At 70.3% G+C, this 24734-nt stretch carries 22 protein-coding genes; 15 read left to right on the top strand and 7 right to left on the bottom strand.

Translation table 11 applies throughout. The features are described 5' to 3' along the window. The first annotated feature begins 13 nt into the window (after positions 1-13). From ACIBI5_RS38500 to ACIBI5_RS38480, 5 genes are read left to right on the top strand one after another with little or no spacing between them, the layout of a single operon-like run. Complete coding sequence (locus ACIBI5_RS38500) at positions 14-844, top strand: nitrilase-related carbon-nitrogen hydrolase (RefSeq protein ID WP_397254216.1); 831 nt, start codon at positions 14-16, stop codon at positions 842-844. Further along, positions 837-1766, top strand: a complete 930-nt coding sequence (locus ACIBI5_RS38495; RefSeq protein WP_397254214.1) for an acetamidase/formamidase family protein — start codon at positions 837-839, stop codon at positions 1764-1766. Before ACIBI5_RS38500 ends, ACIBI5_RS38495 begins: the two co-directional genes overlap by 8 nt. A gap of 11 nt (positions 1767-1777) precedes the next feature. After that, entirely contained in the window at positions 1778-2626 is an 849-nt protein-coding gene (locus tag ACIBI5_RS38490; protein WP_397254212.1) for a hypothetical protein, read from the top strand. 48 nt (positions 2627-2674) lie between these two features. After that, positions 2675-3238 (top strand): hypothetical protein, encoded by a 564-nt coding sequence (locus ACIBI5_RS38485; protein WP_397254210.1) that lies wholly within the window; start codon positions 2675-2677, stop codon positions 3236-3238. Beyond that, positions 3235-4149 (top strand): hypothetical protein, encoded by a 915-nt coding sequence (locus tag ACIBI5_RS38480; protein WP_397254208.1) that lies wholly within the window; start codon positions 3235-3237, stop codon positions 4147-4149. Before ACIBI5_RS38485 ends, ACIBI5_RS38480 begins: the two co-directional genes overlap by 4 nt. Positions 4150-4426: 277 nt before the next feature. On the opposite strand, the gene ACIBI5_RS38475 is transcribed toward ACIBI5_RS38480, so the two are convergent. Together ACIBI5_RS38475 and ACIBI5_RS38470 are read right to left on the bottom strand one after the other, a co-directional pair. Next, the gene (locus ACIBI5_RS38475; protein ID WP_397254206.1) at positions 4427-4702 is read right to left on the bottom strand and encodes a hypothetical protein; all 276 of its coding nucleotides are present in this window, start codon (positions 4700-4702) and stop codon (positions 4427-4429) included. Next, positions 4699-4995 (bottom strand): hypothetical protein, encoded by a 297-nt coding sequence (locus tag ACIBI5_RS38470; RefSeq protein WP_397254205.1) that lies wholly within the window; start codon positions 4993-4995, stop codon positions 4699-4701. The genes ACIBI5_RS38475 and ACIBI5_RS38470 overlap by 4 nt, the downstream gene beginning before the upstream one ends. Before the next feature lie 649 nt (positions 4996-5644). On the opposite strand from ACIBI5_RS38470, the gene ACIBI5_RS38465 reads away from it, so the two are divergent. Beyond that, positions 5645-6091: a hypothetical protein gene (locus ACIBI5_RS38465; protein WP_397254203.1), complete on the top strand. Its 447-nt coding sequence runs from the start codon at positions 5645-5647 to the stop codon at positions 6089-6091. Between the two features lie 813 nt (positions 6092-6904). Further along, positions 6905-7213, top strand: coding sequence for a DUF6355 family natural product biosynthesis protein (locus tag ACIBI5_RS38460; RefSeq protein ID WP_397254201.1), 309 nt, complete (start codon positions 6905-6907; stop codon positions 7211-7213). 65 nt (positions 7214-7278) lie between these two features. Here ACIBI5_RS38460 and ACIBI5_RS38455 read toward each other — a convergent pair whose 3' ends face one another. Further along, positions 7279-7827 carry a hypothetical protein gene (locus ACIBI5_RS38455; RefSeq protein WP_397254199.1) on the bottom strand — a complete coding sequence of 183 codons (549 nt, stop codon included), beginning with the start codon at positions 7825-7827 and terminating at the stop codon, positions 7279-7281. A 432-nt stretch (positions 7828-8259) separates the two neighbouring features. On the opposite strand from ACIBI5_RS38455, the gene ACIBI5_RS38450 reads away from it, so the two are divergent. The 8 genes from ACIBI5_RS38450 to ACIBI5_RS38415 all read left to right on the top strand — a co-directional run bounded on the left by ACIBI5_RS38450 (position 8260) and on the right by ACIBI5_RS38415 (position 21077). Beyond that, positions 8260-10056 (top strand): hypothetical protein, encoded by a 1797-nt coding sequence (locus ACIBI5_RS38450; RefSeq protein ID WP_397254197.1) that lies wholly within the window; start codon positions 8260-8262, stop codon positions 10054-10056. Between the two features lie 208 nt (positions 10057-10264). Then, positions 10265-10951, top strand: a complete 687-nt coding sequence (locus tag ACIBI5_RS38445) for a hypothetical protein (protein ID WP_397254195.1) — start codon at positions 10265-10267, stop codon at positions 10949-10951. 9 nt (positions 10952-10960) lie between these two features. Further along, the gene (gene grpE, locus ACIBI5_RS38440) at positions 10961-11458 is read left to right on the top strand and encodes a nucleotide exchange factor GrpE (RefSeq protein ID WP_397254194.1); all 498 of its coding nucleotides are present in this window, start codon (positions 10961-10963) and stop codon (positions 11456-11458) included. Next, positions 11459-13042, top strand: coding sequence for an Hsp70 family protein (locus tag ACIBI5_RS38435; protein WP_397254192.1), 1584 nt, complete (start codon positions 11459-11461; stop codon positions 13040-13042). A gap of 3 nt (positions 13043-13045) precedes the next feature. After that, positions 13046-15568 (top strand): hypothetical protein, encoded by a 2523-nt coding sequence (locus tag ACIBI5_RS38430; protein ID WP_397254190.1) that lies wholly within the window; start codon positions 13046-13048, stop codon positions 15566-15568. Positions 15569-15572: 4 nt separating this feature from the next. Continuing rightward, positions 15573-16733 (top strand): hypothetical protein, encoded by a 1161-nt coding sequence (locus ACIBI5_RS38425; protein WP_397254188.1) that lies wholly within the window; start codon positions 15573-15575, stop codon positions 16731-16733. Between the two features lie 4 nt (positions 16734-16737). Then, entirely contained in the window at positions 16738-18969 is a 2232-nt protein-coding gene (locus ACIBI5_RS38420; RefSeq protein WP_397254186.1) for a hypothetical protein, read from the top strand. Beyond that, a complete protein-coding gene (locus ACIBI5_RS38415; protein ID WP_397254184.1) occupies positions 18969-21077 on the top strand; it encodes a hypothetical protein in 2109 nt (702 codons plus the stop codon). Before ACIBI5_RS38420 ends, ACIBI5_RS38415 begins: the two co-directional genes overlap by 1 nt. A 157-nt stretch (positions 21078-21234) precedes the next feature. On the opposite strand, the gene ACIBI5_RS38410 is transcribed toward ACIBI5_RS38415, so the two are convergent. The 4 genes from ACIBI5_RS38410 to ACIBI5_RS38395 all read right to left on the bottom strand — a co-directional run bounded on the left by ACIBI5_RS38410 (position 21235) and on the right by ACIBI5_RS38395 (position 24567). After that, entirely contained in the window at positions 21235-21651 is a 417-nt protein-coding gene (locus ACIBI5_RS38410) for a hypothetical protein (RefSeq protein ID WP_397254182.1), read from the bottom strand. 311 nt (positions 21652-21962) lie between these two features. Continuing rightward, positions 21963-23261, bottom strand: coding sequence for an FAD-dependent oxidoreductase (locus tag ACIBI5_RS38405; protein ID WP_397254180.1), 1299 nt, complete (start codon positions 23259-23261; stop codon positions 21963-21965). Between the two features lie 28 nt (positions 23262-23289). Then, positions 23290-23862, bottom strand: a complete 573-nt coding sequence (locus ACIBI5_RS38400; protein WP_397254178.1) for a TetR/AcrR family transcriptional regulator — start codon at positions 23860-23862, stop codon at positions 23290-23292. A gap of 90 nt (positions 23863-23952) precedes the next feature. Further along, positions 23953-24567: an MBL fold metallo-hydrolase gene (locus tag ACIBI5_RS38395; RefSeq protein ID WP_397254176.1), complete on the bottom strand. Its 615-nt coding sequence runs from the start codon at positions 24565-24567 to the stop codon at positions 23953-23955. Positions 24568-24734: the final 167 nt, after the last annotated feature.

Below are 24734 nucleotides of genomic sequence, written 5' to 3'. Positions count from 1 at the left end.
AGAACGGAGATCCATGCGCATCGCCATGGCCCAGATGTCCTCGGGGGACGACCGGGCCGACAACCTCCGCCGGATGGCGGCCACGATCGACCGGGTGGCCGGCGAGGGGGCGGAGCTCGTCCTGTTCCCCGAGGCGTGCTCCTACCGGGGCGCGCTCGCGGCCGAGCACGTCGAGGACAGGACGGGGCCCACCCTGTCGCTGCTGTCGGAGAAGGCGGCAGGGCACGGGATCGCCGTCCTGGCCGGGGGGCTCTGGCTCGCCTCCGGTGATCCCGGCCGGCCGTACAACGCCTGCGTCTTCGTCGGTCCCGGCGGCGAGCTCGCCGCGGAGTACCGCAAGGTGCACCTGTTCCGGCTGCGGGCCGCCGAGGTGAACGAGGACGAGGGCGCCTACACCACCCCCGGCGAGCACCTGGTCAACGTCTCCTACCGAGGGTTCAGCTTCGGTCTGTCGATCTGTTACGACCTGCGCTTCCCCGAGCTGTACCGGGCGCTGGCACGCTCGGGCGCCGACGTGCTGTGCGTGCCGTCGAACTTCTCCGCCGTCACCGGCGCCGTCCACTGGGAGCCCCTGCTGCGCGCGCGGGCCATCGAGAACCTCTGCTACGTGCTGGCCCCGGCCCAGGAGGGCGTCAGCCCCGACGGGTTCGTCACCCACGGCCACAGCCTGGCCGCCGACCCCTGGGGCCGCGTGCTCGCGTGCGCCCGGGACGGTGCGGGGCCGCTCATGGTCGAGCTCGACCGCGCCGCGCTCGACCAGGCGCGCGGCGCGCTCAACGCGCCGAACGAAACCGTTCCTTCCGTGTACGGCGGGCCGGTCGCGCAGGAGCGGGTCCATGGGTGAGACGGTGAAGGCGGTGCGGGTTCCGGCGGGTCCACGCCGGTTCGCCTACGACAGCGGCGTGCCCGCCGTGGCCGAGGTCGACAGCGGGACCAGCCTGGTCTTCGAGACTCTCGACTGCTTTTCCAACCTGCTGACCTCGCCCGAGCAGCGCTTCCGCACCGAGGCCGAGCTGATCGAGCTGGTCGGCGCGTTCAACCCGGTCGCCGGGCCCGTGGCCGTCCGCGGCGCCGTACCCGGGGACGCGCTGGCGGTCACCGTCGAGCGTGTCAGCCTCGGCGCGCAGGCCGTGACGGTGCTCCACGCCGATCCCGAGCTCGACCTGCCGTCCGGTGACACCCGCGTCTGCCCCGTCGAGGGCGACACGGTGTGGTTCCCGACCTCGCGGGGGCGCCTGGCGCTGCCGGCCAGGCCCATGATCGGCACCCTCGGCGTGGCCCCCGCGGGTCCCGCGTTCCCGTCGCTGCTGTCGAACGCCCGCTGCGGCGGCAACATGGACTGCCAGGCGCTGCGACCGGGAAGCGTGCTCGTGCTCCCGGTCGAGGTGCCGGGCGGGCTGGTGTCACTCGGGGACGTGCACGCGCTCATGGGCGACGCCGAGATCACCGGCACCGCGCTGGAGGCCCCGGCCGAGGTCACCGTGACGGTCGAGCTGCTGCCGGGGCTGGGCCGGGCGATGGCCGGGCCGTACCTCGACGAGCCCCATCGGATCGGCGTCGTGGGCTGTGCCCACGGCGTGAGCGTCGACCACAACCTGCGCTCGGCGATGACCGAGCTCCGGCGCAGGCTGGTCGAGGAGTGCGGCTACCTTCCCGGCGAGGCCTACGAACTGCTCGGCGCGGTCGCCGAGGTCACCGTGAACCAGTGCGTGCACGGCGGCTGGTCGTCGGTCCACGCGGCCGTACCTCGCTACGTCACTTCCTGATACGAGGGATCATGCACCGATCGCGCAAACTCTCCGTGTGGGACATAGGCCGTACCCCGCTGTACGCGTGCCAGTACGACCAGCGCTTCTCCTACTGCCTGTACGTCCCGGACGACTACGCGCCGGAGGGGGACAAGGTCTACTCCCTCGTCGTGCTCGTCCACGGCACCGAACGGGACGTCCAGTCGTACCGGGACAGCTTCGTGGACTTCGGCGGGGCCAACGACTGCATCGTGCTCGCCCCGCTGTTCCCCGCGGGCATCCCCGACCCCGGCGAGCTCGACGGCTACAAGTATCTCGAACACCGGGGCATCCGCTTCGACGAGATCCTGCTGTCCATGGTCGAGGAGATCTCCGCCTGCTACCGGGTCGAGGGGGCCAGGTTCCTGCTGTTCGGCTACTCGGGCGGCGGACAGTTCGCGCACCGGTTCGTCTACCTGCATCCGGAGCGGGTCCGCGCGGCCTCGATCGGCGCGCCGGGCGCGGTGACCCTGCTCGACGAGGATCTGCCATGGCCCGCGGGCTTCGCCGGGGCCGAGGCGGCGCTGGGCAGGAACGTGGATCCGGCCGCGCTCAGCGGTACGGCCATGCACCTGGTGATCGGCGCCGACGACACGGGAACCCAGTCGAACAGCGTGCCCGCGGGCCATCCCGCCTGGATCCCCGGCGTCAACGACGAGGGGGTCCCGCGCACCGCACGGCTGCGGGCGCTGCGGCGCAGCCTGGAACGACACGGCATCCCGGTGCGTTACGACGTCGTGCCGGGCGTCGGCCACTACGGTCCCGGCGTGGTGAGCAAGGTGAAGGACTTCTTCACCCACGTGCTCACCGTCGACGCCGAGCACGGGGTGACCTCTTGAACACAGGCCGCTCACAAAAGGTCACGAACGGTAGCGGACAATGGCTCTATGACACGACTGAGCGCGAACCTGCCGGCCCTCCTGGTTTGCCTGGTGCTGGTCAGTTGTGGTGCGCCCGTCGGGCGGGAGGCCGAGCCGCCCGCCGGGAGCGCGAACCCCACCAGGGAGGAGGCCGAGCCGCCCGCCGGTGGCGTGAACCCCACCAGGGAGGAGGCCGAGGCGCCTGGCGCCCCTACCGGTGGGGGAGGCGATGCGGAGGCGTACGGGGCCCCGATCGAGATCCCCGCGAAAGCGGAGGATTCTGGCAAGACTCTCGATTACATGATGAAGGTGATCAAGGACGGCATACGGCGGCAGTGCCCTCGGCACAACCTGTGCGTCAAGGTGAGGGTCGAGGCGCGCGACAGGGGTTCTCTCTCGGCCTGTCAGTTCGACCAGACGGAGCCCAAGCAGGGGAGCAAGGTCAGGCAGGGCTCCACCGTCGTGATCGTCACCGGCAGAGAGCCGTGCTCGACGCCGTCGACCCCTGACACCGGCGACTCGTCCCCGCCGGCCGTTCAGTCTCCCGCCCCAAGTTCACCCGACGTTCCAGAGCCGACGGTCAGCCCGTGACGAAGGGCTCGCCAGGATCCGGCCCCGCCGCCGATGAGACGGCGAGCCGGCTCGGGATCGACTCCCCGATCATCAGAGTCCTCGGGGCGGTCGTGGCTCCCGCCACCGCGCTCACCGCGATCTTCTTCTACTTCGGCTGGTCCCGCGCGTTCTGGTTCTACGACTACCTCGGCGTGGACTCGACACTGCTGGGCCTGACCACCCAGGACTACGTGTTCCTCAGCGTGGACGGCCTGTTCGTGCCGCTGGTCACGGCCGCCTGCGTCGGGCTGGCCGTACTCGTCCTCCGGTGGGCGCGGACCCGGCTGGGCATCCGCGTCACCCCCGCCCCCAGGGTGCTGATCCCGTTGATGGTCACGGCGGGGCTCTTGCTGTTCCTCAACGGAGTCTCACGCATCTTCGGCGAAACGATCTTCAACAGGCAGCTGGCGGTCGCTCCGCTGAGCCTGGCCGCCGGGGTGCTGCTTCTGGTGTACGCGCCCCGGCTGACCCAGATCGCCCGCCCGCGCTGGGTCACCATCCTGGAACTGGCGACCGTGCTGGTGCTGGTCGGCATGAGCCTCTTCTGGGCCGCCAACGACTACTCCGCCGCCGTCGGCCGTTCCCGGGCCCGCGAGTTCGTCTCCCAGCTCCCGAGAGCGCCGGCGGTCGTGGTCTACAGCGCCCACGGCCTGAGCCTGCAGCACGTGCCCGGTATCCGGCGGTCCCGCTGCGGGGACCCTGACTCCGCCTACCGGTTCCGATACGACGGCCTGAAGCTCGTGCTGCGCGCCGGCGAGCAGTATCTGCTGGTCCCGGCGGACTGGTCACGCGCGGAAGGCGTCGCCCTGCTGCTTTCCCAGAGCGACACGCTCCGCTTCGAGTTCAGCCCGGCCTCCGCCCGCGCCGCCACCCGGCCACCGTCCTGCTGACCCGGCGACGCGCGTCAAGCCTGAGCGACGCAGATGCCGGGCGGACCGCCACCCACGCGCGCGGCATGGATCTCAGAGTCCAGCCGGGGCACGGGTGCCGGCCGGGACCTGAGGACGGCCCGAAGCGGGTCGGGTGGGTGTACCTCGGGTAGTGCTCCATCCGGCCGGGGGGCTCCAGGGGACGCCCTTGACGTGCGACGCCGGGTTGAGCAGGCGGGCGTTCGTGTCGTACCCGCCGGCGTCGAAGTCGCCGAGGTCGCGGGCCGCGCCGCCCGGCTCAGCAGGAGCTGCCGAGCACCCGCCCGTCGAGGATCGAGGCCATCCGGCAGGAGAAGGTCGCCGGTGGATTCATCACTCCGGACAGCAGGGTGATGGTGGCGGGCCCGGTTCCCGACGGGCCGGTGCATCCGCCCGCCATGATGTTCATGGTGCTGGCCAGGGGGTTGAAGTAGTAGATGCCCCAGTCGCACACGTAGGCCCGTTCGGCGGGCGGCGGTGTGGGCGCTCCCGCCGAGATCGTGGCGGCGGCGAGGGCCGCGATCAACGTCTTCACGGCGTCGCCTCCGGCCGGCAGCCGTCGGCTCCGAGGAAGCCGTTCCAGGAGAAGGCGGAGTGGCAGCGGTAGGTGCCCGCGTCCCGTCCGAACCGGAGCACGACGATGACATCGGCGCCGCCCCAGCCGTCGCAGGGGTTGGCCGAGATGTGGCCGCCGTACTGCCCCTGGGTGAGCGTGCCGCTGAAGCAGGTGTGGGTGCCCGCGGCGTGGGCGGTGCCGGCGAGGAGCGGTGAGGCGGCGAGGGCCGCCGCGGCCAGGGCGGCGACGGCGGCGCGCCGGATGAGTGGCACGGTGTTCCCTCCTAGGTATGCTGCGGTTTCCGCCCCACACGCTAGGAAGGCCGCCCGGCACCGCCCAGAGGCATGCGTCACCGGTTGGCATGGATATTTCCCCGCCGGCCACTCATGTCATCACACCCCGGGAATTCGCCCAGGTCCGGGCGGTGCTGACCGCGGATCGCGACTCCCGATGCGAGACGACCTGGATCTCTACGGCGACCTCGACCCGCCTGAGTGGCCGGGTGAGTAGGTAGTGGTCGTCGTCAGAAGGCCACCGGCCGGATCGCCGCTCTCCGATCGCCTTCAGCGCGGGCCGCGCCTGCCGAAGGCGGGCCACCGTCCGGCCGCCCGCCCCGGGCCCTCTGCCATCGCGCTGCGTCTCCGGTCCGGAGGGCGTTGGTGAGCCGTGGCCGCCTATTTCTCTCGTGCGTTCTGACTGGTTGCCGGGCGTCAGATCGTGCACGTTCTCCGGAATGAGTTGCCCAACTGGAAGACCGGCCGATCCCTTTCTTGAGTCGTATTCTTCCGCGCCATGAATGGCGGCTCCACGTCGCGCGTGTCTGAGCTGCGCCGGAGCGCCGCTTGACACTGCGCTGCCTGCGGCAGAGTGTAGAGGTGAAACAGTTAACCACTGAGACCGAAGGAAAAGAAAATGAGAGCGATGTCCGTGGTCATGGCCACATTACTTTCGGCGGGAACCGTGGTCGGCGGCTCAGGCGCGGCCGTGGCGAAGATCGCGGAAGACCGTGCTGTGCCATGGGGAAGCGTGTCCGCCACATGTAGCATCGCCGGCAAACGAGGAAGCATCAGAGCTTATTATCAAATCCTTCGGACAAAGGACTACTTCAACCGATTCAACTGGCATCTGAGCGGCGGCGGCCTCGGGAACAGAAGCAACATCGAAATACGAGTGGTGCACAATCGAGCGCACGCGCCTGACAGAATCCTCTTCGATTGGAACTCGTCGGACAGCGTGCGTAAGGGGTCAGGTGGTATTTCGAAGACCGTGCGTGTGCTGCGCCGAGACCGGATCTACATCACCGCCCGGTTCGTCTTCGATCGCTGGGGACCTGATGTGCGGTGCAAGGCACGATCGAAAGACATCTAGGGCGACAGCACTCCACACGGAAAAGCACGTCGCGGTTGCACAGCGGAATGTCCCGGCTCTGCTGGCGTGAGCACGTCTCGAAGTCGCCGAGGGATGCCGCGAGACGACCGCCATTGCTTCTAGGGCAACGCGCACTTGAGCCCTGTCTTACGTCAAACAGCCTGCTTGTCCTGACGTGCCGCGCCTACCCGGCCTTCCCACGGGCGAGTGAGCCGACGAACGTCTCGGCTTCGACGGGGCTGAGCTGCTTCTGGTCGCGTACGACGAAGACGACCGCTGGAGACGGATCATGAGAATCCGACGCCCGGGGACCGGCGACACGCAGCCGAGGTCGGGAGCGCGCCATGCCGCGGCGCCGGCACCGCGCGGTCACGGGGACCAGGCCTGGGTGACCGCGCGGCCTCACGTCTACAGCGGCCAGCGAACTTCCCATGAGCGACTCCGGAATCGCATCGGCTTGCCGGACGTCAGGTATTCGTCACGCGGCCCCCGGGCGGATGTCGTCAAGCATCTGTGGTCATCGCCGCACTCACCATCGGCTCCGCCGACGGCCGCCTGAACCCCGCGGACCAGCAGGCCCCTCCTGCCTGTCCGAGGGTGGCCGCACGGTGGTCGACTTCGGCCGAGTCTGTCCGAGGACCTGTTGGACACCTCCGCCACCCGGCTTTGCTCATGCCATGCAGCGGTGATCGAACGGACACCCCACCGCAAGCAGAGGTGCGGCGAATCGCCCACCTGCCGACGCACCCCCTCACGCGCCTGAGCCACGGCGCCGGCACCCCTCACACACCGATCACGAGTAGGAGAACTCCCGTGCGCACTCAGCTCAAGGCGGCCCTGCTGGCCGCGACCGCCCTGCTGGCCCTCGGCCCCGCCACCATCTCGCTCCCCGCCGCTGCCACCACCGGCACACCGGCGACCGCACTCCAAGCACCCGTGTGCGGCCACTTCACCAACGCGGGAACGGAGTACTACCGCAACTGCCGGAACGTGAGCGAAAGGATCTGGGTGACCAGGCGATTCAGTCGTAACGAGCACTACTGCGTCCAGCCGGGAACGCAGGTGCAGCTGGGCAACTTCGCGAACGTCTACGGCGTCTATCACGACGGCTGGAACTGCTGACGGTTCAGATCGTCCGATCCGGTGCTCACGGTCCCCGTGAGCACCGGGCCGGTCGGGGCCGCGGGTCAGTATCGGATCCAGAGCGAGCTGGTCCGGTCGTTCATGCGGTCGCCGACGTAACCCACGTTGGGCCCGTCGCCCGTGCCGTCGAACCAGTACTGCCCGTCGCCGTTCAGGTTGTAGCCGTCGTGGATGGTCACGGAACGGCAGTTGCTGTACGTGTAGAAGCCGGAGATTTCGTTGTCCCAGATGAGGTTCGGCCGCAGGCGGTAGCCGGACGAGTCGCAGGGCCCCTCCTCCGCCGACACGATGATGCGCGTGATGTTCGGCGGGTTGTTGTGCGCGTTCCAGAACCACTCCATGAGCAGCACGTCGGGCGCGGCCGCCGCCGTGAAGGCCGGCGAGGCCGGGTCGTCGCTGCACGTCTCCGACTTCACCGGCGAGAAGCCCCCGTCGACCGACTTGCCGACCTTGACCACGCAGAACTTCCCGTCGTGCGCACCGGCTGCCGTGGCGGCCCCGGTCGTGAGACCTGTGATGAGCAGGGCCGAGGCGATCACCGCCGACAGCCTGCGGGCCCCGGCGGCGGCATTTCCCCGTAAGTTGCGGTTCACGATGTCCTCCCTGATCGGATTGCTGTTCGGACCTCCCCGTCGTGAGCGCTGGCACGGGTCGCGAAGGCCTTTCAGCTCCGATCTAGCACGGGGGAGTTTGATCGGGCTCAGAGCCGAGCGCCCGATCAATCAATGGTGAACAACCGGCTCGTTCCTGACGAGCCCGCCTCATATTTGGGTCACTCTGACCAAAAATGACGAACCCCTTCAGGTCACGATGACCTTTTGTTACGGTGGGAAGCCTCCTGAGAGAGGCGTGACCCTCATGAGGCAACACTCACGACCGCCGGCGGCACGCTGATGCCGACCCGGTGGACGGCACATTCGCGGGTCCTTCCGTTACGGGCCGCGAGGCGTGCGGCGGTGACGGTCCGGCGTTCGGAGCTGGGACGAGAGGCCGCGGCCGGGCTGCGGCCCAGGGGGATATACGGCATGCTCAGGGAGCGCGCGCCGCTCTCGCTGATTCTCTACGCGGCGGCTCGGGACGGGCGGCTGGTGTGGCACGGGCCTGAGGCCTTCGCGCTCCTGGAGCCCCCGTACGGCTCCCGCGCCCGGGGCCGCCCGGCGGGCCTGAGCAGGATCGCCGATCGGCACTGGGAACTGCTGACGATGATGGTTCCCCCGGCGGCACTTCTGGGGCTGTCCTTGCTGCTGGTGGCGTTCCGTCAATGGTCCCCGGTGGCGTTGTGGGCGGCCCTTCTGGTGGTCCTGCTGGCGATGTTGCACGTGAGCGTGCTGATGACCGCGATGGTCGTCACGATCCTCGTCCGGTGGGCGGCGGGGCTTCCGCTGCGCCGGGAGCGGGAGTGGCGGGCGGCGGGGGATCTGCGGTTCCTGCACTGGTCCATGCCGTTGTTCCACTGTGCGGACCCCGAGGAGGCGCCGATCTTGCTGGAGCGTGCCAAGGAACGGCTGAGGGACCTGGTCAGGGCCCAGGTGGTCCAGGCCACGGAGGACGTGGCGGCGCGGACGCGCACGGTGGAGGTCAACGAACTGCTGTTGTGCCTGCCGGGTGGCGCGACGAGCGCCGCGGCCCGCGATGAGGTGGTCAGGGCGAGCGTGAACGCCGCGGCGCCCGGCGGCACCGGGGTGCGGTTCATGGCCACCGGGTCGCGGCCGGCCATCAGGCTGGCCAAGCCGTTCGAGTCGGGGTCTTTTCTCGGCCTGTACCTGGTGGGGCTCGCCGTGATCGTGCTGGCCGAGGCGGTGCTGGTGGCGGATGCGGAGCGGGACGCGTGCGGGACGGACTGCGCGGGCCGCCCGGCCGGCTATCCGGAGGCGGTGCGATGGCTGGCCTGGCGGCTGATCGGCGGCAATCCCGCGGATCTGATCCCGGTCACGGCGCAGGCGTGGACGGTGGGCTGGCTGACCACGATCGCCGCGTGGATGGTCCCGCTGATCCTGCTCGTCACGGCCGTGCGGATGGCGGCGGCGCACAAGGAACGGATGGCACGATTCGTGGAGAGGATGAATCCCGTGCTGGGTACGACGACGGTTCTCGTCATGGTGGCCACTCCGGTGGAGAGACAGGCCATGCTGGAGGCGATCGGCCAGGTCACGGGTGAGGCGCCGCGGCGCCGTAACCTGCGCTGGCACACCGCGTTCGAGCTGGGGGTGGTGGGCGGCGCCCAGGTGCTGCTCGCGCAGACCCGGCCCGGTTCGACGGAGCCCGGCGCCGCGACGCTCACCGCGCAGTCCCTCATCGACCAGCTCGACCCGGACTACCTGCTCCTCACCGGCATCTGCTACGGCCTGGTGACGAAGAAGCAGAAGCTCGGCGACATCCTGGTCTGCACCCAGCTGCGGGTCATGGATCACAAGAAGATCGCCGAGCCGGCGCTGGGCAGGCCGGTCGAGCGCCTGCGTGGCGACCGGGTCACGCCGTCGGTGACGTTGCTGGACAAGTGCCAGAACGCCCGCCTGACGCAGGAGGGACCGGCGGTGCACTTCGGTCCGCTGCTGTCGGGCAACGTCCTGCTGGACTCGCCCACCGAGCGCCTGCGCATGATCGAGGCCGAGCCGGAGGCGATCGGCGGCGAGATGGAAGGGCTGGGGGTCTACGCGGCGGCGGCCAAGGACAAGGTCGACTGGATCGTCGTGAAGGCCATCGCGGACTGGGGGATGGACAAGGACGACACGTGGCAGCCGATCGCCGCCAGGAACGCCGCCCAGTTCATCGTCGACGTTCTGCAGACCGGCGGCCTGAATCATCCACCTATATCACGATAAATCCGGGCAAAATATAGCGCGATAAACGCCACCCGGCATATATGGATCTCATTCCGATAACCGTGGTTGCCAATGCGAATAACTGGCATATTCTACTGATCCTTGGCACGTTCCAAAGGAGGCGAAGCGGATGGATCGCCCAAGGCTGCCGGGCAATTCCACCGGGTCCCTTCCGGGCAGGCCGGCCGGCTCCGGCCGGTTAGCCGGCGTGGCGATCGCCGCCGTCCTGCTCCTGGCACTCGGCGCCGCCGGAGTGATCTGGTACCTGAACAGCCGCCAGGACACGCTGGCCGAGGCGGCGCTGGCCGGCGCCAGGCAGACGCCGGGCATCGTCTGCCTGGACGTGGCCGGTGACTTCTCCACCTCGATGAACGACAACATCGAGACCAGGGACGAGGCGCTGGCGCTGCTGCGGCCGTTCATGACACGTGAGATGCGCCCCGACGACCTGCTGACGACGGCCAAGTTCGCCAGTACGGCGGCGCTCACCCTGGCCCCCACCCGCGCCGAGAACCTGGCCGGTGCGGCCGAATCCGATGCCGGCGTCGAACAGAACGACTACACCTTCCTGGCGCCCGCGATCAAGGCCCTCGACCGCGGCCATCGCCAGGCCCGCGCGAAATGCGCGCGGCGGATCCTGGTCGCGGTCACCGATGGCGAGGTAGCCGATCAGGATTCCGACCTCGTGCCTTTGCTTCAACATTATGACCGCGTCTATTTGGCTATTCCCGATGAGGCAGCCGATTACCGGCCGGCCGAATTCTCGCATGCGCAACGAGCCTCTGTCGTTTCCGAGGGGTTCGACGGCGCCGGCGCCCTGAGCCTGCTGTACGGCAAAGCGCTGGCGGCGGCCACCGGCCAGAAACTCATTCGGAAGACCCCGCCTCCCCCTTGAGGAGCGTGCATGGATCAGGAGAACACCTCGGACGTGGCGGCCGCCCTGGCCGCCCTCACCGAGGAGATCAAGCGCGAGCACGACCGCGCCGCCCACCGCGAAGAGATCATCGACCGGCTGCAGGAGGACAACCAGCGGCTTCGCCACAGCCTGCTCCAGGAGGCGCTGCTGCCGATACGCGCCGGCCTCTATCGCCTGCACGACCAGGTGAGCCGCGAAGTGGCCCGGCTGTGCGCCGATCCGCAGGCCGACGGTCACCACGGCGCGCTGATGGCGGCCATCGCCGCGGAAGTGGCCGAGGTGCTGGCCCGTACGGGAGTCGAGCTGATGGAGGTCGAGGCCGGCCAGCCGTACGACCGAGCCAGGCATCGCGCGATCGACGTGGCCGACGGCCCGGACGGCCTGGTGGTGGCGGTGGCGGCGGCCGGTTTCGAGCAGGACGGGCGCACCGTCCGCAAGGCCGACGTGGTGCTCGGCAGGGCGCCGCTCCAGGAGGAGGACAGGTAGATGGCGGTTTACGGAATCGATCTCGGCACCACCTACTCGTGCATCGCGGGCATCAACGAGGCCGGACGGGCCGAGGTGTACCGCAACCAGGACGGCGCGGACACCACGCCCTCCGTGGTCTACTTCGAGACCCCGGGCAACATCGTGGTGGGGCAGGCCGCCAAGGACAGCGCCGTCATCGAGCCCAAGCTGGTGGTCAGCCGGATAAAGCGCGACATGGGGCAGGCCGTCCCCCGGCCGATGCACGGCCGTGACTACAGTCCCGAGGAGATCTCGGCGTTCGTGCTGCGCAAGCTGGCCGAGGACGTGCAGGCGGACGTCGGTCAGGTGGTCTCCGACGTCGTCATCACCGTGCCCGCCTACTTCGGCGCGGCCGAGCGCGACGCCACGCGCAAGGCCGGGAAGATCGCCGGGCTCAACGTCATCGACATCATCTCCGAGCCGATCGCCGCCGCGATCACCTACGGCGTGCTCAACCCTTCCGAGGACTGCCACATCCTCGTCTACGACCTCGGCGGCGGCACCTTCGACACCACCGTCATCACCCTGCGCGGTGGCAACATCGAGGTGGTCTGCACGGACGGCGACCACAGCCTCGGCGGGGCGGACTGGGACGACGTCCTGGTGGAGTACCTGGCCGAGCGGTTCCGGCAGGAACACCCGGACGTGAGCGATCCGCTGGAGAGCGACACGACGGAGCAGGACCTGTGCAAGATCGCGGAGGATCTGAAGAAGACGCTCTCCAGCAAGCTCAAGCACACCGCCCGCGTGATGCACGAAGGCCGCGTGACCACGATCGAGCTGACCCGTGAGTCGTTCGAGGCACTGACGCGGCACCTGATCGACCGCACCGTCTCCATCACCCACCGCACCATCGCGACCGCGCGCGACAAGGGGGCCGCCTCCTTCGACCACGTGGTCCTGGTCGGCGGCTCCTCCAGGATGCCCGTGGTCGCCGAGACCATCCAGAAGGAGTTCGGGATGGAGGCCAAGCCGAAGGACCCGGACCTCGCCGTGGCCAAGGGCGCGGCGCTGTACGCCTTCGAGGAGACGTACCGGCGGCTGATCAGCTCGGGGCAGCAGGCCGAGGCGGAGGCCATGGCCCTGGGGGCGGGCCTGTCCACCACCCAGCAGCAGCAGATCAAGGACCGCACGATCAAGACGGTCGCCTCGCGCTCCTTCGGCATCATCACCACGAACCCACACAACCGCCAGGACTACGTCGCCCACCTCGTCCACGCCAACGACCCCCTGCCCGCCGCGGTGACCAAGGGGTTCGCCACCCTCGACGACAACCAGGACGCCGTGGCCATCCAGGTGATGGAGCAGGCGGGCAGCAGCGAGTCGAGGAACGTCGAGGACAACAGCGAGATCGGCGCGGGCGACCTGCGCATCCCGCCCGGCAAGCCGGCCGGCTTCCCCATCGAGGTGACCTTCTCCCTGGATACCTCCGGGCTCCTCCACGTCACCGCGCGGGAGAACGAACGCGGCCAGCAGCTCGACCTGGACATCCAGATCGGCGGCATGTCCGAGGAGGAGGCCGCCGCCTCGCGCGACTCCCTGGCCGAGATCAACGTGAGCTGACCCATGCCCTTCGAAGAGAGCGGCTACCTCCGGCAGGTGCTCGAACCCGCCCGCCTGTCGGGCGGCGTGCCCCCGCCCGACCTGCGCGAGCGCTACCAGCTGAACGAGTCCATGAGCGCCGCCGAGGTCACCGCGACCGTACGGCAGGTGCGGCAGTGCTGGCGGCGCTCACGCGGGCAGCTGAAGTACCGCAAGCTGATCGACGCGCTGGAGGCCGAGCACGGCAGCAGGTTCAGCGCGATCTTCCAGGCGGCGGCGGAGGGCGACCTCGGCCCGTTACGGGCGGAGATCGAGCAGTCGGCGGAGCGGGCCGGAAAGCGTCTGAGCGACCTGCGGCGGCGCCTGGACGACGCCGCGGGGAAGCTGCGCCTGCTGCCTCCCGACGTCGTGGCCGGGATCGCCAGGTCCGTCGGGCTCGGCGAGGGGGAGGCCAGGCGTCAGGCCGGGGAGCTGGGCATCGAGATCCGCGAGCCGGACCAGCTGCCGCAGGCCCCGCCGTACGCCGCCTACGCCAAGGTGCGCGAGGCGCTCGACACGATGATCCAGCCGAACCTGGCCGTGTACGTCTTCGGCGAAGAGGCCGCCGCCATCAAGGTGCTGGGCCGGATGCCGGAGATCATGAGCAGGGTCGAGCGCCTGGAGCAGGAGGCGCACTCCCGGACGCGCGGGCCGTGGACGGTGGGCGCGGAAACCGTGCTGACCGCGCTGCGTCACGTCACCGACGCGGCCGACCTGGTGCGCTTCGACGTGATCACGCGGCTGCGCGAGCGCGTGCGCGAGCATCCCTACGACGACACGCTCATGCGGTACGCCACCGACGAGCTCAGGCTGGACGAGGGAGACGCCAAAGCGCTGATCTTCGCCATCCGCCAGGAGAGCGGTGTCCTGGGCGGGCCGGGGAGCAGGCTGCGCGAGCTGGTCGAGGCGGGCCAGATCCAGGCGGCCGCCGAGTTCGCCGAGGCGCTGCCTCCGGAGGCGCTGGCCGATGAGGCGGCCGAGCTGGCCATGGACGTGCGTGTCCGGCTGGCCAACGCGATCCGCCTCCGGGACGCCGCCCGCTCCGAACACGATCCGGATCAGGCCTGGATCATGCTGGAGGAAGCTCTTGGCCGGGTGCCCGACCTGGCCGGGGCGACGGCCATGCTCGCCGGGCTCGCCCCGCACCCTGCTGCCGGTGTGCGGGCGGCCGTCAGCGAACGGGCCGTGGTGATCACCTGGCAGCCGTCCGCGTCCCGCGCGGGGGAGATCTCGTACGAGGTGCTGCGCGACGGCTTGACCTGTGCCGAGACCGGACGGGCCAGTGCCCGCGACGAGAACCCGCCGGTGAACACGCCGGTGACGTACGCGGTCGTGGCCAGACGCGGGCAGGCCGCCTCCACCCCCGTGGCCGCGCTTCCGCTGACCCTTCGCCCGGAGCCGGACGAGGTGCGCCTGTCCGGCTCCGACGGTGTCGTCACCGGCAGCTGGCGATCCCCGGCCGAGGCCGTGCGCGTGATGGTCACCCGCGACGGCAGGCCGGTTCACGCAGAGGGCTCGGGCTTCCGCGAGCGCGGGCTGCGCGATGGCGCGACGTACGAGTACGTGATCGCCGCCGTCTACCAGGACGGACCCAGACAGGTCACCACGCCCGGCGTGCGCCGCTCGGTGGTCCCGGCGGCCCGCCCCGAGCCGGTCGCGCGCTTCACGCTCGAATCCGCGCCCGGCGCTCCGGGCGAGGTGCTGATCCGCTGCGCGGAGCCGGCGGCCGGGGTGGTGGAGTTCTTGGCGCTGGCCGCCGAGCCGCGCTGGCCGTACGAGACGGAGGTGCGCCTGGAGGAGATCCGGGCGGCGGGCAGGACGCTGCCCGCCCGGCCCGTGCGTGGCGGGTACGTGGTGCGCCCCGGGGACGGCTCGCAGTTTCTGCTGGCCGTCACCGTCGCGGGTGACCGCGCCGTCGTCGGGGCCTGGCGTGAGCACGTCAACCTGGGCGCGCCCCAGCGGGTGAGCGCCGTCCGCCGGGGGACGGCGGTTCTCATCGGGCTGGAGTGGCCGCCGGACGTCCCGGAGATCGAGGTGCGCTGGAGTTCACGCCGGTTGCTGGTGAGCGCCGCGGCCTACCGCAGCCAGGGCGGCATCCGGCTGGACATCCCCGAACAGGAGGCTCCCGCCATCGAGCTCGTGCCGACGACCGTCGTGAAGGGGACGCGCGTGCACGGCCCCGCGGTGCCGGCGCCCCTCGCCTCGGCTCCGCCGGTCCGCTACGACCTGCGCAGACAGGGCTGGCCGTGGCGACGGGAGCTCCAGGTCGAGGTGACCTCCGACGTCCCGGCGCGGCTGGAGCGGCTCGTGCTGGTCATCAAGGCGGGGCGGATCCAGCCCGCCTCCGCCGCCGAGGGGCGGGTGGTCGGGGAGTGGTCGGCCGTCACCACCCCGGCACTGCTGACGGTGCCCTGTCCACGACAGCGCCGGCCGTACTGGCTGCGCTGTTTCGCCGAAGGGCCGGTCGAGCTCGTCGATCCGCCCGTCCGTGTTCTGAAGGCGGGATGAGCCCGTGATCACGTGCCCCTACTGCTTCACCAAGGTGGCCCCCGGCCGCATCGCCTTCCGTTGCCTGGGCGCCGGCGGGCGGGCGAAAGGGTGCGCGCCCCAGCCCGACACGGTGCTCGGCGCGTTCCGCGGCGGGGCCAACGCCCCCGCGCTGCCGCCGGTCTTCACCGCCAGGCGCGCGGGCCGGCGCGCCACCTGCCCCTCCTGTTCCCGCGAGTCGGCCTGGCGGGTCTGCCCGTCCTGCCACAACCGGCTGCCGGCGGAGTACTGTGCGAACCCTGGCAAGATCGTCGCGCTGGTGGGCGCCAAGCACGCGGGCAAGAGCACCTACATCGCCGTGCTCGTCCACGAGCTGATGAACAGGGTGGGGGAGGAACTGCACTCCTCGATCGTGCCCTGCGACGACCGCACGATCGAGCGCTACAAACAGGACTTCGCCGGTCCCCTGTACGGCGAGCGCAAGCTGCTGCTCAGCACCCAGTCCGCGTCGGCCAGTCCGCGTGACCCGCTGGTCTACCTGTTCACCCGCACGGTGGGGCGGCTGCGGCGGCGTACGGCCTCGCTGACCCTGGTCCTGTTCGACACCGCGGGCGAGGACCTGCGCCAGCGCGAGATGAGTGAGTTGCACCTGCGCTATCTGAGCGCGGCCGACGCCGTCATCTTCCTGCTCGATCCCCTGGAGTTGCCGGGCGCTCACGCCGCGCTCACCGGCGCGGCCAGGGCGCGCTCGGGCACGCTCGCGAGCGACCTGATGAGCGACCAGATGGACGTGGTGGCCCGGGTGACGGAGCTGCTGCGCGGCAAGAGCGGCAAGCTGACGATCCCGGCCGCGGTCGCCCTCAGCAAGATCGACGAGTTGCGGGAGTCCATGGAACGCCAGTCGGCGCTCCACCGCGCCCGCGAGCCGATCGGCGCCCTCGACCTGGACGACAGGGACGCCGTCGACGAGCAGGTCCGATCGTTGCTGCACCAGTGGGAGGCGGGAATGATCGACCGCTACCTGGAGCAGCACTACACCACCTACGCGTTGTTCGGCCTGTCGGCGCTCGGCTCCGTGCCGGAGGGCGAGGCCGTCGCCCGCAGCGGCATCCGGCCCTACCGGGTCGAGGACCCGTTGCTGTGGCTGCTGTACCGCTTCAAAATGCTCAACGGCGTCCGGAGGTAGCCCGATGGCCTGGCAACTCCACTACACCTCGGCAGAGAACGGGCCGTCAGGACGGGCCGGGTTCCAGATCGTCGCCCGGAGCCCGGGCCTTCCTCCCGAGCTCGACGCCCAGGTGACCCCGTACTTCACCTATCGCCCGCCGCCCACCACCCCGACCGCGCCCACCGGCGAGGAAATCGCGGCCATGCCCATCGCCATGTCCTACGGCCCGGCCGGCGACCGACTCACCCTGACCCGCTGCGTCTACCTCGGGCAGGACTACTCGGGCCGCTACGGCAACTTCCTCGGCCAGGCCGTCGTGGCCGACGAGGTCGAGCTGGTGGGCGTGCGGCCCGTCGAGTTCTGGCAGGCGTCCCTGTGGGCCGGGCGTCCCGCGCCGTCAGGCGCCGAGCTGCCCCACCTGGACGATCTGCTGCCGGGCACGGCGCTGGACCCCGAGTCGCTGGGCGAGTGGCTGAACGAGCACGGCGGGCTCGCCTTCGAGTGGCTCGGCGTCCTGCTTGAGCTGGTACGGCGCAGCCTTTCCACCGGCCACGGCCGGATCGTCCTGGTGCACCCCGACGCCGGCGAGATCGTCCGATGGATCGCGGTGATCTCCTACTCGCTGCCCTGGGAGACGGTGCTCCGCCTGTCGTTCGTCACCTACAGCGGCGATCCGGCCGCCAACGCCCAGCTCATCGTCGGCACCACGCCGGACGTGTGGATCCCCGCTGACCTGGACGCCACGGTGCTCCAGCTGACCGGGCCGCCGGAGCCGATCGAGGCGGGCCGCTTCTCCACGACGATGCGCGAGTTGTGGCGTGCCGCCGACTTCGGCGGTATCGACGAGCTCGCGGACTTCGGCCCGGCCGACCCGGAAACGGCGGCGGCCGTGGTCGCGCTCTGCCTGGCGGGCGCCACCCTGTCCGCCGAGGAGCAGTCGGCGGTGGCCGCACTGGCGGCCGGCGGCCTTCCCGACTGGGTGTGGCCGCTGCTGGGCCGGCGGGCCGATCTGCTCGATCACCCGCTCGCCCGGACGGTCGCGGCCCATGGACCCGCGGAGGCGGCGGCGCCGTGCGCGGCCCGTTGCGCCGTCCTGGCGTTGCGCGAGCCGTGCCTGCAGCCGCCGGGCCCGCTGACCGAGGCGTTCCGGCATCGGGTGAGCGAGGTGGCGCGGGCCGAGCTGACGAGCTCGCGCGACCTCGCGCACCTGGTCGGCGTGCTGCGGGTGGCCAGGGAGTGCGCGTTGTCCCTGCCCGGCGCTGAGGTGGAGGTGGCGGTCGCCGGGCTGGCCCGGATGGGGGTGGGCGACGGGCAGGCGTTGCTGGAACGCGTGCCGTACGGCTGGCACGAAGCGGTCTTCGCCGGGCTGCTGGCGGGGCTGGAGGCGGCGCCTCGCCGCACGCGTGAGGCGGCGCTGACGCCGGAGTTCTGCCGGGATCTGGCGGGCCGGGACCTGAGTGCGGCGCCGTCGCTCGCGGCGGCCGTGCTGGCCTGGCAGGTGAGCGCGGGCGAGCTGGACCGGGCCGAGGCGAGCGTGCGGATCCTGTCCCTGGGCGGTGACGGACAGTCGGCGGAGCGGGAGGCGTCGCTGGCGGCGATCTGGAGCGCCGAGCCCACCGCCGCCGAACTGCACCGGCTGCTGCAGGCGCTGGGCAAGCGGCTGGAGGACTTCTACACGCTGGCGGAGTTGCCCGGACGCTTCTTCGTGCGCGCCGGGCTGAAGGACAAGGACGTCAGGGAGGTCGCCGCCCTGACCTCGCGGGCCGGCCTGCGCGGAAGCACCGCCGACGACGCCCACGCGGTGCTGCTGGCCGTGGGAATGGCCGCGGAACGGCCGTTCGCCCGCCTGCTCGCCGACGTCGAGCGGCTGAGCGAGCTGTCGGTGTACGCGCCGCTGCGGGAGCAGGTGCTGAAGTGGGCCGCCAAGCAACTGGCGAGGCACCCGACCGAGGTCCGGATCGACCTGCTGCGGCGCGGCTCGGACCGGGTCAGGCACTGGCTGCTCGCCGTCTGGCTCAACCCCAAGGCCGATCGCGGGGAACAGGCCGCCCTGCTGGAGATCGCCATCCGCCTGCACCGGCACAAGCTGGTGATCGGCGTCCTGGAGGAGTGGGCGCGAGCGCTGGTCAACAGCCGCTCCCGGTTCGGGGCGCTGGAGAGCCGGTTCAAAGCCGACCGCGACCTGTGGGCGGGGGTGCAGCGCCTCGTGGAGCCGCGCCGCCGTACCCTCCTCCCCTGGTGGGGAGGCCGCTGATGTGGGGGTTCCTCTTCCTGGCCGCCCTGTGGCTGGCGGCCGTCATGCTGGCCGTCTTCGTGGCCGTCATGATCTTTCCGGTCGTCCTGCTCGCCGGTACGGTGATCGCCGTCGGCATCCATCTGCTGTACGTGCACGCCACCCTCTTCCCCGACCATGCCGACGGCCCCTCGCCGGTGATGCGGCCCGACGGCAGGGCCGGTCGCGACCCCGCCTACCGGCACTACCTGGTCGGCCAGGTGTGGAAGGACTGGCGGGCGATCGTACGCGGGACCATGCCACGCGTCGTCGCGCGGGCCGAGAAGGCGGTGAGCACCGCCACCCGCGTGCTGGTCGGCGGGGAGCAGGCCTGGTTCCTGTTCCCCCTCTGGATCGGCGTCGTCGCCGGGATCGTGGCGGCCTTCGTGCCCGCCGGGCTGATCGCCCTGTTCGTCGTCGCGATGTACCTCGTGGCGATCGTGCTCGGCCTGCTGGGCTGGCTGGCCTGCGTCGCGGTCCTGCGCGCCCTTGAACAGGTCTTCATGGTGATCCGCCGCATCCTGCAGACCTGCCCCTATCCGGGCTGCTACGCGCGGTTCACCTTGCCGGTGTACGCCTGCTCCACCTGCGGGGCACGGCACGCGCGGCTGACGCCCGACACCAACGGCGCCGCCCGGCACGTGTGCCGGTGCGGAACGCGCCTGCCGACGACCATCCTGCTCGGCCGCTACCGCCTCCAGGCCCTCTGCCCGGTCTGTGACCGGCAGCTGCCCACCAGGGTGGGCAGGGTCAGGATCGAGCCGCTGCCCTTCGCCGGTGGGCCGGACGCGGGCAAGACGACGTTCATGGCGCTGGCCGTGGACGCCGTGCACAGCGCGGTGAACACCGCCGGAGGCAGCGTACTGTTCGCCCAGAAGAGCGACGAGCAGGCCTTCAGAAACCTGCGGAGGGAGCTGTCCGCGGGCCGGGTCAGCAAGACCCTGCCTGATCTGCCCAAGGCGGTGATGCTGGACGTGGCGCTGCCCGGAAGGACGGGCGGCAAGCGCATTCTCTACCTGTTCGACCCCTCGGGCGAGCACTACACCGGCGCCAGCAAGATCGAGGAAATGCGCTACCTCTCGCACGGCGAGGCGCTCATCCTGATCATCGATCCGTTCGCGCTGCCGGAGGTCCAGGACCACCTCCTGGAGAGCGAACGCAAGGCGCTCACCGCCAAGGGCGTCATGTTGTCGCGAGAAGACCCGGCCGACACCTTCAACCGGCTGCGCAATGAGCTGGCCGGCCGCGCCGACGGCGGCAAGCAGCGCCGGGTCGCGGTCGTCCTCACCAAGGCCGACCTGCTGAAGCAGACCACCTCCGGCCGCGGGATCGAAGAAGTGCGGGCGTGGCTCACGCTCATGGGGCTCGGCAATCTGGTCCGTGAACTCGACCACCAGGGCGCTCAGGTCCGCTACCTGTCCTCGGGGCTGCCGCCGGACTCGGGCCGGATCGCCGAGATGCTCGGCTGGCTGACCGGCCTGCGGCTCAGCGCCGACCTCGGTGACGCCTCCGCCCAGGAGCTGACCACGGGCGACGCCCGCCGTCCCTGGGACGTCAGACCGCGACTGGAGGGCCGGCCGCCGCTCAGCTATCTCGTCTTCCGCCGCGCCCTCGCCGTCGCCACGATCGCCGCCTCGATGCTCATGGTGCTCATCTTCAGCGTCCAGATCCTGGCGCAGTGGCTTCCGAGCAGCAGGCCGGTACGGCTGGGCAGCACGTCGGCCGTCGAGTCCGGTACCCCGATCCCGATCACCAAGTCGATGGCGGGACGGTGGGGCGGAACCGTCCAGCAAGGTTCGGGGCGGTATCGGGTGCGACTCACCCTCACCAGGGGAGCGCTGCCGGGAAGCCGGGCGGGCACCGTTTCCTACCCCAAACTCGGCTGCTCCGGCACCCTCACCCGCGAGCCCGACCGGGGTGTGGCCGGCTGGATCGTGGTACGCGAGAACATCACCGACGACCCGAAGAGCTCCTGCGTGCGCATCGGATGGATCAGCCTGGAGCGCCACTCCGGTACGACCCTCGCCTACCGCTGGTACGGCACCGCCGACCTGACGGCCCCGGAAGCCACCGCCGCCCTCACGAAGTAGGCAAGCCGCCGCACGCGGGAGGCTCCCGGCCGATCGTCACCGCCTCCGTGCCGAGCCGGTCGTGGCCGCGCAGGCCGCCACCGGTGGCAGCGGCCTGCGCTTGTGTCCCCGCACCCGCGTCAGGGCCTAAATGCGAGAGCGGCGCACGAAATCGTGGTCAATTAGCGGGCGAAAGCGGCTGAATGTCGACTACCTGTGTGCCCCAGGGACAGAAGCGGTCGCCGGACAGCGTGCCGTTTTCCACATCGGACGGTTTGCCGTCGCAAAGTTCCATCGATATGTCGACGAACTCCACGTCGCTGGGATCCAAGTGCCAGCTCCACCCGACATTGACATCGGTCCCCGTCAGGATCTTTCCATTGATGTGCTGACGGTTTCCCTGGCCGGACAGGTTGCGGTATGCCGCCTCGACGTCGTTGGGCTCCACGAGGCGCACGCGGAAGCTCTCCCCGCCCGTGTTGATGGTCGCCACGTACTGCGCGGCCGCGGTTCCGGCCTGAACCGGGCTGCCGGCGGCGATAAGACCGACGGCGCTGACCGCGACTGCGGCAGCCATGCGAACAGCGTTGAACATGGATTCTCCAATCTTCTGGCTCGGCAGTGAGTAAAGGGATATCGCCCGTCCATCTAACGATGAGATTTACTGGATGTGAATGCCCGGGAGCATGACAAAGATCACAACGCTCAGCGGGTTTGCAAAAGCACGAACGGCGATCGCAACGGAATGTACCCGACCTGTTTCAGCGGACGTGTTTCGCCCGTACTCCAGAATTCTCCGACCAGACGCTGTAGGGGAGGCTCATGGCCGGGCGAACTCGTGGGGCCGGGACCGCCTCAGCGGGCTGATCAAGGAATCTCCGGCCCGGCCGCGCACCTGGTGAGGAGTCAGTCCGAGAAGATCGCTCGGCGCAGTGGAGGGAGTACGCCGCACAGCCGGAAGAACGTCCGTGCGATGGCCCGGACCGCGCGGCTGCGCAGCGTGGCCAGGCGCAGGTACATGGTCGCGGCTCGCACGGCGGCGAAGCCGTTCCTCAGCATCGTGCGCTCGTACCCGGCGACGGCGGGGAGCAGGTCGTCCTCACCCCGGCCGACCGCGATCAACGCGCGGCGCAGCGCGTTGGCGTCGTACAGCGCGGCGTTGCCGCCGAGCCCGCCGACCGGTGGCATGGAGTGGATGGCATCGCCCAGCACGGTCACGTTCGTGGTCGGCCACGGCTTCACCCGCTCGGCGGTGGCGAAGTCGAATCGCTCGATGGTGCCGGCGGGTGTCTGGGCGATCAGCTCGCGCAGGCCGGGATGCCAGCCGGTCAGGCGAGAGGCGACGAGCTCGCGCAGCCGTCCCCCGCGCCCGGCCGCGGGGGCGTCGAGGAGTGCGCGCTTATGGGCGACGTAGGCCCACATGACGTAGTCGTCGTCCTTGGCGTTCTGGACGAGGAGATCCGGGTCCAGGCCGATGGCCCGCATCTGGTCGCCGATACGCTCGATCGTGGCCCGATCGGTCTCCCTGCGGCGGAACACCGCCGTGAACAGGAAGTCCCGTTTCGGCAGGAACATGTTCTTCCCGCTGATCACCTCCTCGGGCAGCCACGACGCGCCTTTACCGAGCGGGAGTTTGCCGCCGATCCCGACGCCGGGTGCGGGGGAGCGCCGCGCGTGCGGCAGCAGTTGCCGGCGTACGCGCGAGTTGGCGCCATCCGCGCCGACCAGCAGGTCACCGGTGGCGGTGGTGTCGTCGGCGAAAAGGGCGGTGACGGTGCCGTCGGCGTTGTGCCGGTAGCCGGTGAACTCCTTGCCGAAGTGGACGATGTCGTCCAGTCCGGCAAGCAGCAGCCGCCGCAACGTGATCCGGCTGACCGCGTGCGTCTGGTCGGACGGGTCACGCTCCGCGGGCGGGGCGTCCTCGCGCATCAGCAGCCGCATCCGCTCGGTGAACACCCCCATCCCGGGGCCGGAATCACCGGCGGTGGCCACCAGGATGTGCCAGAGGTGCGCGGGAAGGCAGTCGTGCAGCGCCCGGCTGCCGACCGGTTCGATGTTGAGCCGGTATCCCTGTAACCGGGCATCGGGCGCGGCGTCGCGTTCGTGGACCGTGACGTCGATCCCGGCGGCGTGCAGGCCCTGGGCCAGGCACAGGCCGCCGATGCCGGCGCCGACGATGACGACGCGGAGCGGATGTGCGGACATGAGGTTCCTCCTGAGAGGGCAGGCTGGGTCAGGCGCGGATCAGCAGCCGGTCGAGAAGGTTGAGGACGTCGCCGGCGTGGCCGGACGCAAGGCTCGCCCCCTTGACGGTGGCGATGACCAACTCCGCTCCCGTCGCCGGGCCGACGCCCGGGGCCAGCACTCCGGCAGCGGCGGCATCGCTCAGCAGGGCGCGCAGCGAGTTCCGCCAGCCCTCCTCCCGGCCGGCGATGATCTCCTGCAGTTGGGGATCGCGCCGGGCCCGCAGATCCAGCTCGCGCAGGACGATGTGGAGCTCGGGCTGGTCGATGATCTTCTGGCGGAGCGTGGCCAGGTGCTGCCGCAGGCGCTCCACCGGGCCGCCGTCCGGCGGTGTGGTCGACCAGAACTGCCGGGTGGCGTGGTCCACGACCGCCACCACCAGATCCTGCTTGGTGGGGAAGTGGTGATGAATCGAGGAGTGGTCGATGCCCACCCGGGCGGCCACGTCCCGCAGTCGCAACCGCTCGAACCCGCCTTCGGCCAGACATTGATACGCCGCCTGCACCAGCGCGTTCCAACGTTCCGGACCGGCGGGCGGCCTGCCTCGTCGCGTCGCCGTCATGTCCACCTCAATTAATTCACCAATCAGTTGGTGAATTAATATCAAGCGTGTGATGGCACGTCAACGATTCTTCTCGTTCAGCGCATCGATCTAGAGATCGACTGCATCGCCCGCCGAGATGTGGGCGTAGTCGGTCTCCTCCTCGAGCCACCCGTCGAAGTACTCCAGGCCGATCTCGCTGAGCTGGATGTCGTGGATCGGGAACGCGCGGGCCGGCCGTACGGCACGGACGAAAATGATGGCCTCGCCGATCTTCAGCCAGGGGCCGGCCGCCGGGACCAGCAGGGTGTCGACCTCGTCCGTGGGGACGAACAGGGAGTCGCCCGGGTGGTAGAGGCCGTCCACGATGTACCCGAGGTTCGGGCAGCCGGGCAGTCCGTCGATGACCTCGGCGTGCACGCCGCCCACGGCCTTCACGGTGAAGCCGGCGGCGGTGAAGCTCTCGCCCGCGGCGACCGCGACGGATCCCTCGCCGAGCTCGGCGGCCAGCGCCGCATGGGTGTGCACGGTCAGCGCCGGATTGCCCGCACGGGCGGCCTTGAGCGCCTCGACGTCGATGTGGTCGGGGTGCTCGTGGGAGATGAGGACGGCCGTGGCTCCGGACAGAGCCGCCTCCGCGTCGGAGAAGGTGCCCGGATCGATCACCAGCACCCGATCGCCGTCCTGGACGCGCACACACGCGTGCCCGAAATGCGTAAGCCTCACCGGATCACCCTATCGACCACCCCCGGCGTCGACGCCAGGATCGGGCTTCAGGTGCCGGAGGCGTCACAGGCGGCACACGCCGCGGGCATCGTGCACCGCGACGTCAACCCGGCCGGCATCCTCCTGGCCGACGCCGGCCGGCACCCGGTGCTGACCGACGTCGGCCT

The organism is Nonomuraea sp. NPDC050540 (genome assembly GCF_044457485.1).
GTDB lineage: Bacteria > Actinomycetota > Actinomycetes > Streptosporangiales > Streptosporangiaceae > Nonomuraea.
The sequence above is the reverse complement of the archived record's forward strand: the minus strand, read 5'-3'. Positions and strand labels throughout refer to the sequence as shown.

Excerpts from the sequence above, each read along its gene's own strand:
- ACIBI5_RS38500 (WP_397254216.1), top strand. The coding sequence starts at position 14 with ATGCGCATCGCCATGGCCCAGATGTCCTCGGGGGACGACCGGGCCGAC.
- ACIBI5_RS38495 (WP_397254214.1), top strand. The coding sequence starts at position 837 with ATGGGTGAGACGGTGAAGGCGGTGCGGGTTCCGGCGGGTCCACGCCGG.
- ACIBI5_RS38490 (WP_397254212.1), top strand. The coding sequence starts at position 1,778 with ATGCACCGATCGCGCAAACTCTCCGTGTGGGACATAGGCCGTACCCCG.
- ACIBI5_RS38485 (WP_397254210.1), top strand. The coding sequence starts at position 2,675 with ATGACACGACTGAGCGCGAACCTGCCGGCCCTCCTGGTTTGCCTGGTG.
- ACIBI5_RS38465 (WP_397254203.1), top strand. The coding sequence starts at position 5,645 with ATGTCCGTGGTCATGGCCACATTACTTTCGGCGGGAACCGTGGTCGGC.
- ACIBI5_RS38450 (WP_397254197.1), top strand. The coding sequence starts at position 8,260 with ATGCTCAGGGAGCGCGCGCCGCTCTCGCTGATTCTCTACGCGGCGGCT.
- grpE (WP_397254194.1), top strand. The coding sequence starts at position 10,961 with ATGGATCAGGAGAACACCTCGGACGTGGCGGCCGCCCTGGCCGCCCTC.
- ACIBI5_RS38435 (WP_397254192.1), top strand. The coding sequence starts at position 11,459 with ATGGCGGTTTACGGAATCGATCTCGGCACCACCTACTCGTGCATCGCG.
- ACIBI5_RS38430 (WP_397254190.1), top strand. The coding sequence starts at position 13,046 with ATGCCCTTCGAAGAGAGCGGCTACCTCCGGCAGGTGCTCGAACCCGCC.
- ACIBI5_RS38420 (WP_397254186.1), top strand. The coding sequence starts at position 16,738 with ATGGCCTGGCAACTCCACTACACCTCGGCAGAGAACGGGCCGTCAGGA.
- ACIBI5_RS38415 (WP_397254184.1), top strand. The coding sequence starts at position 18,969 with ATGTGGGGGTTCCTCTTCCTGGCCGCCCTGTGGCTGGCGGCCGTCATG.
- ACIBI5_RS38410 (WP_397254182.1), bottom strand. The coding sequence starts at position 21,651 with ATGTTCAACGCTGTTCGCATGGCTGCCGCAGTCGCGGTCAGCGCCGTC.
- ACIBI5_RS38405 (WP_397254180.1), bottom strand. The coding sequence starts at position 23,261 with ATGTCCGCACATCCGCTCCGCGTCGTCATCGTCGGCGCCGGCATCGGC.
- ACIBI5_RS38400 (WP_397254178.1), bottom strand. The coding sequence starts at position 23,862 with ATGACGGCGACGCGACGAGGCAGGCCGCCCGCCGGTCCGGAACGTTGG.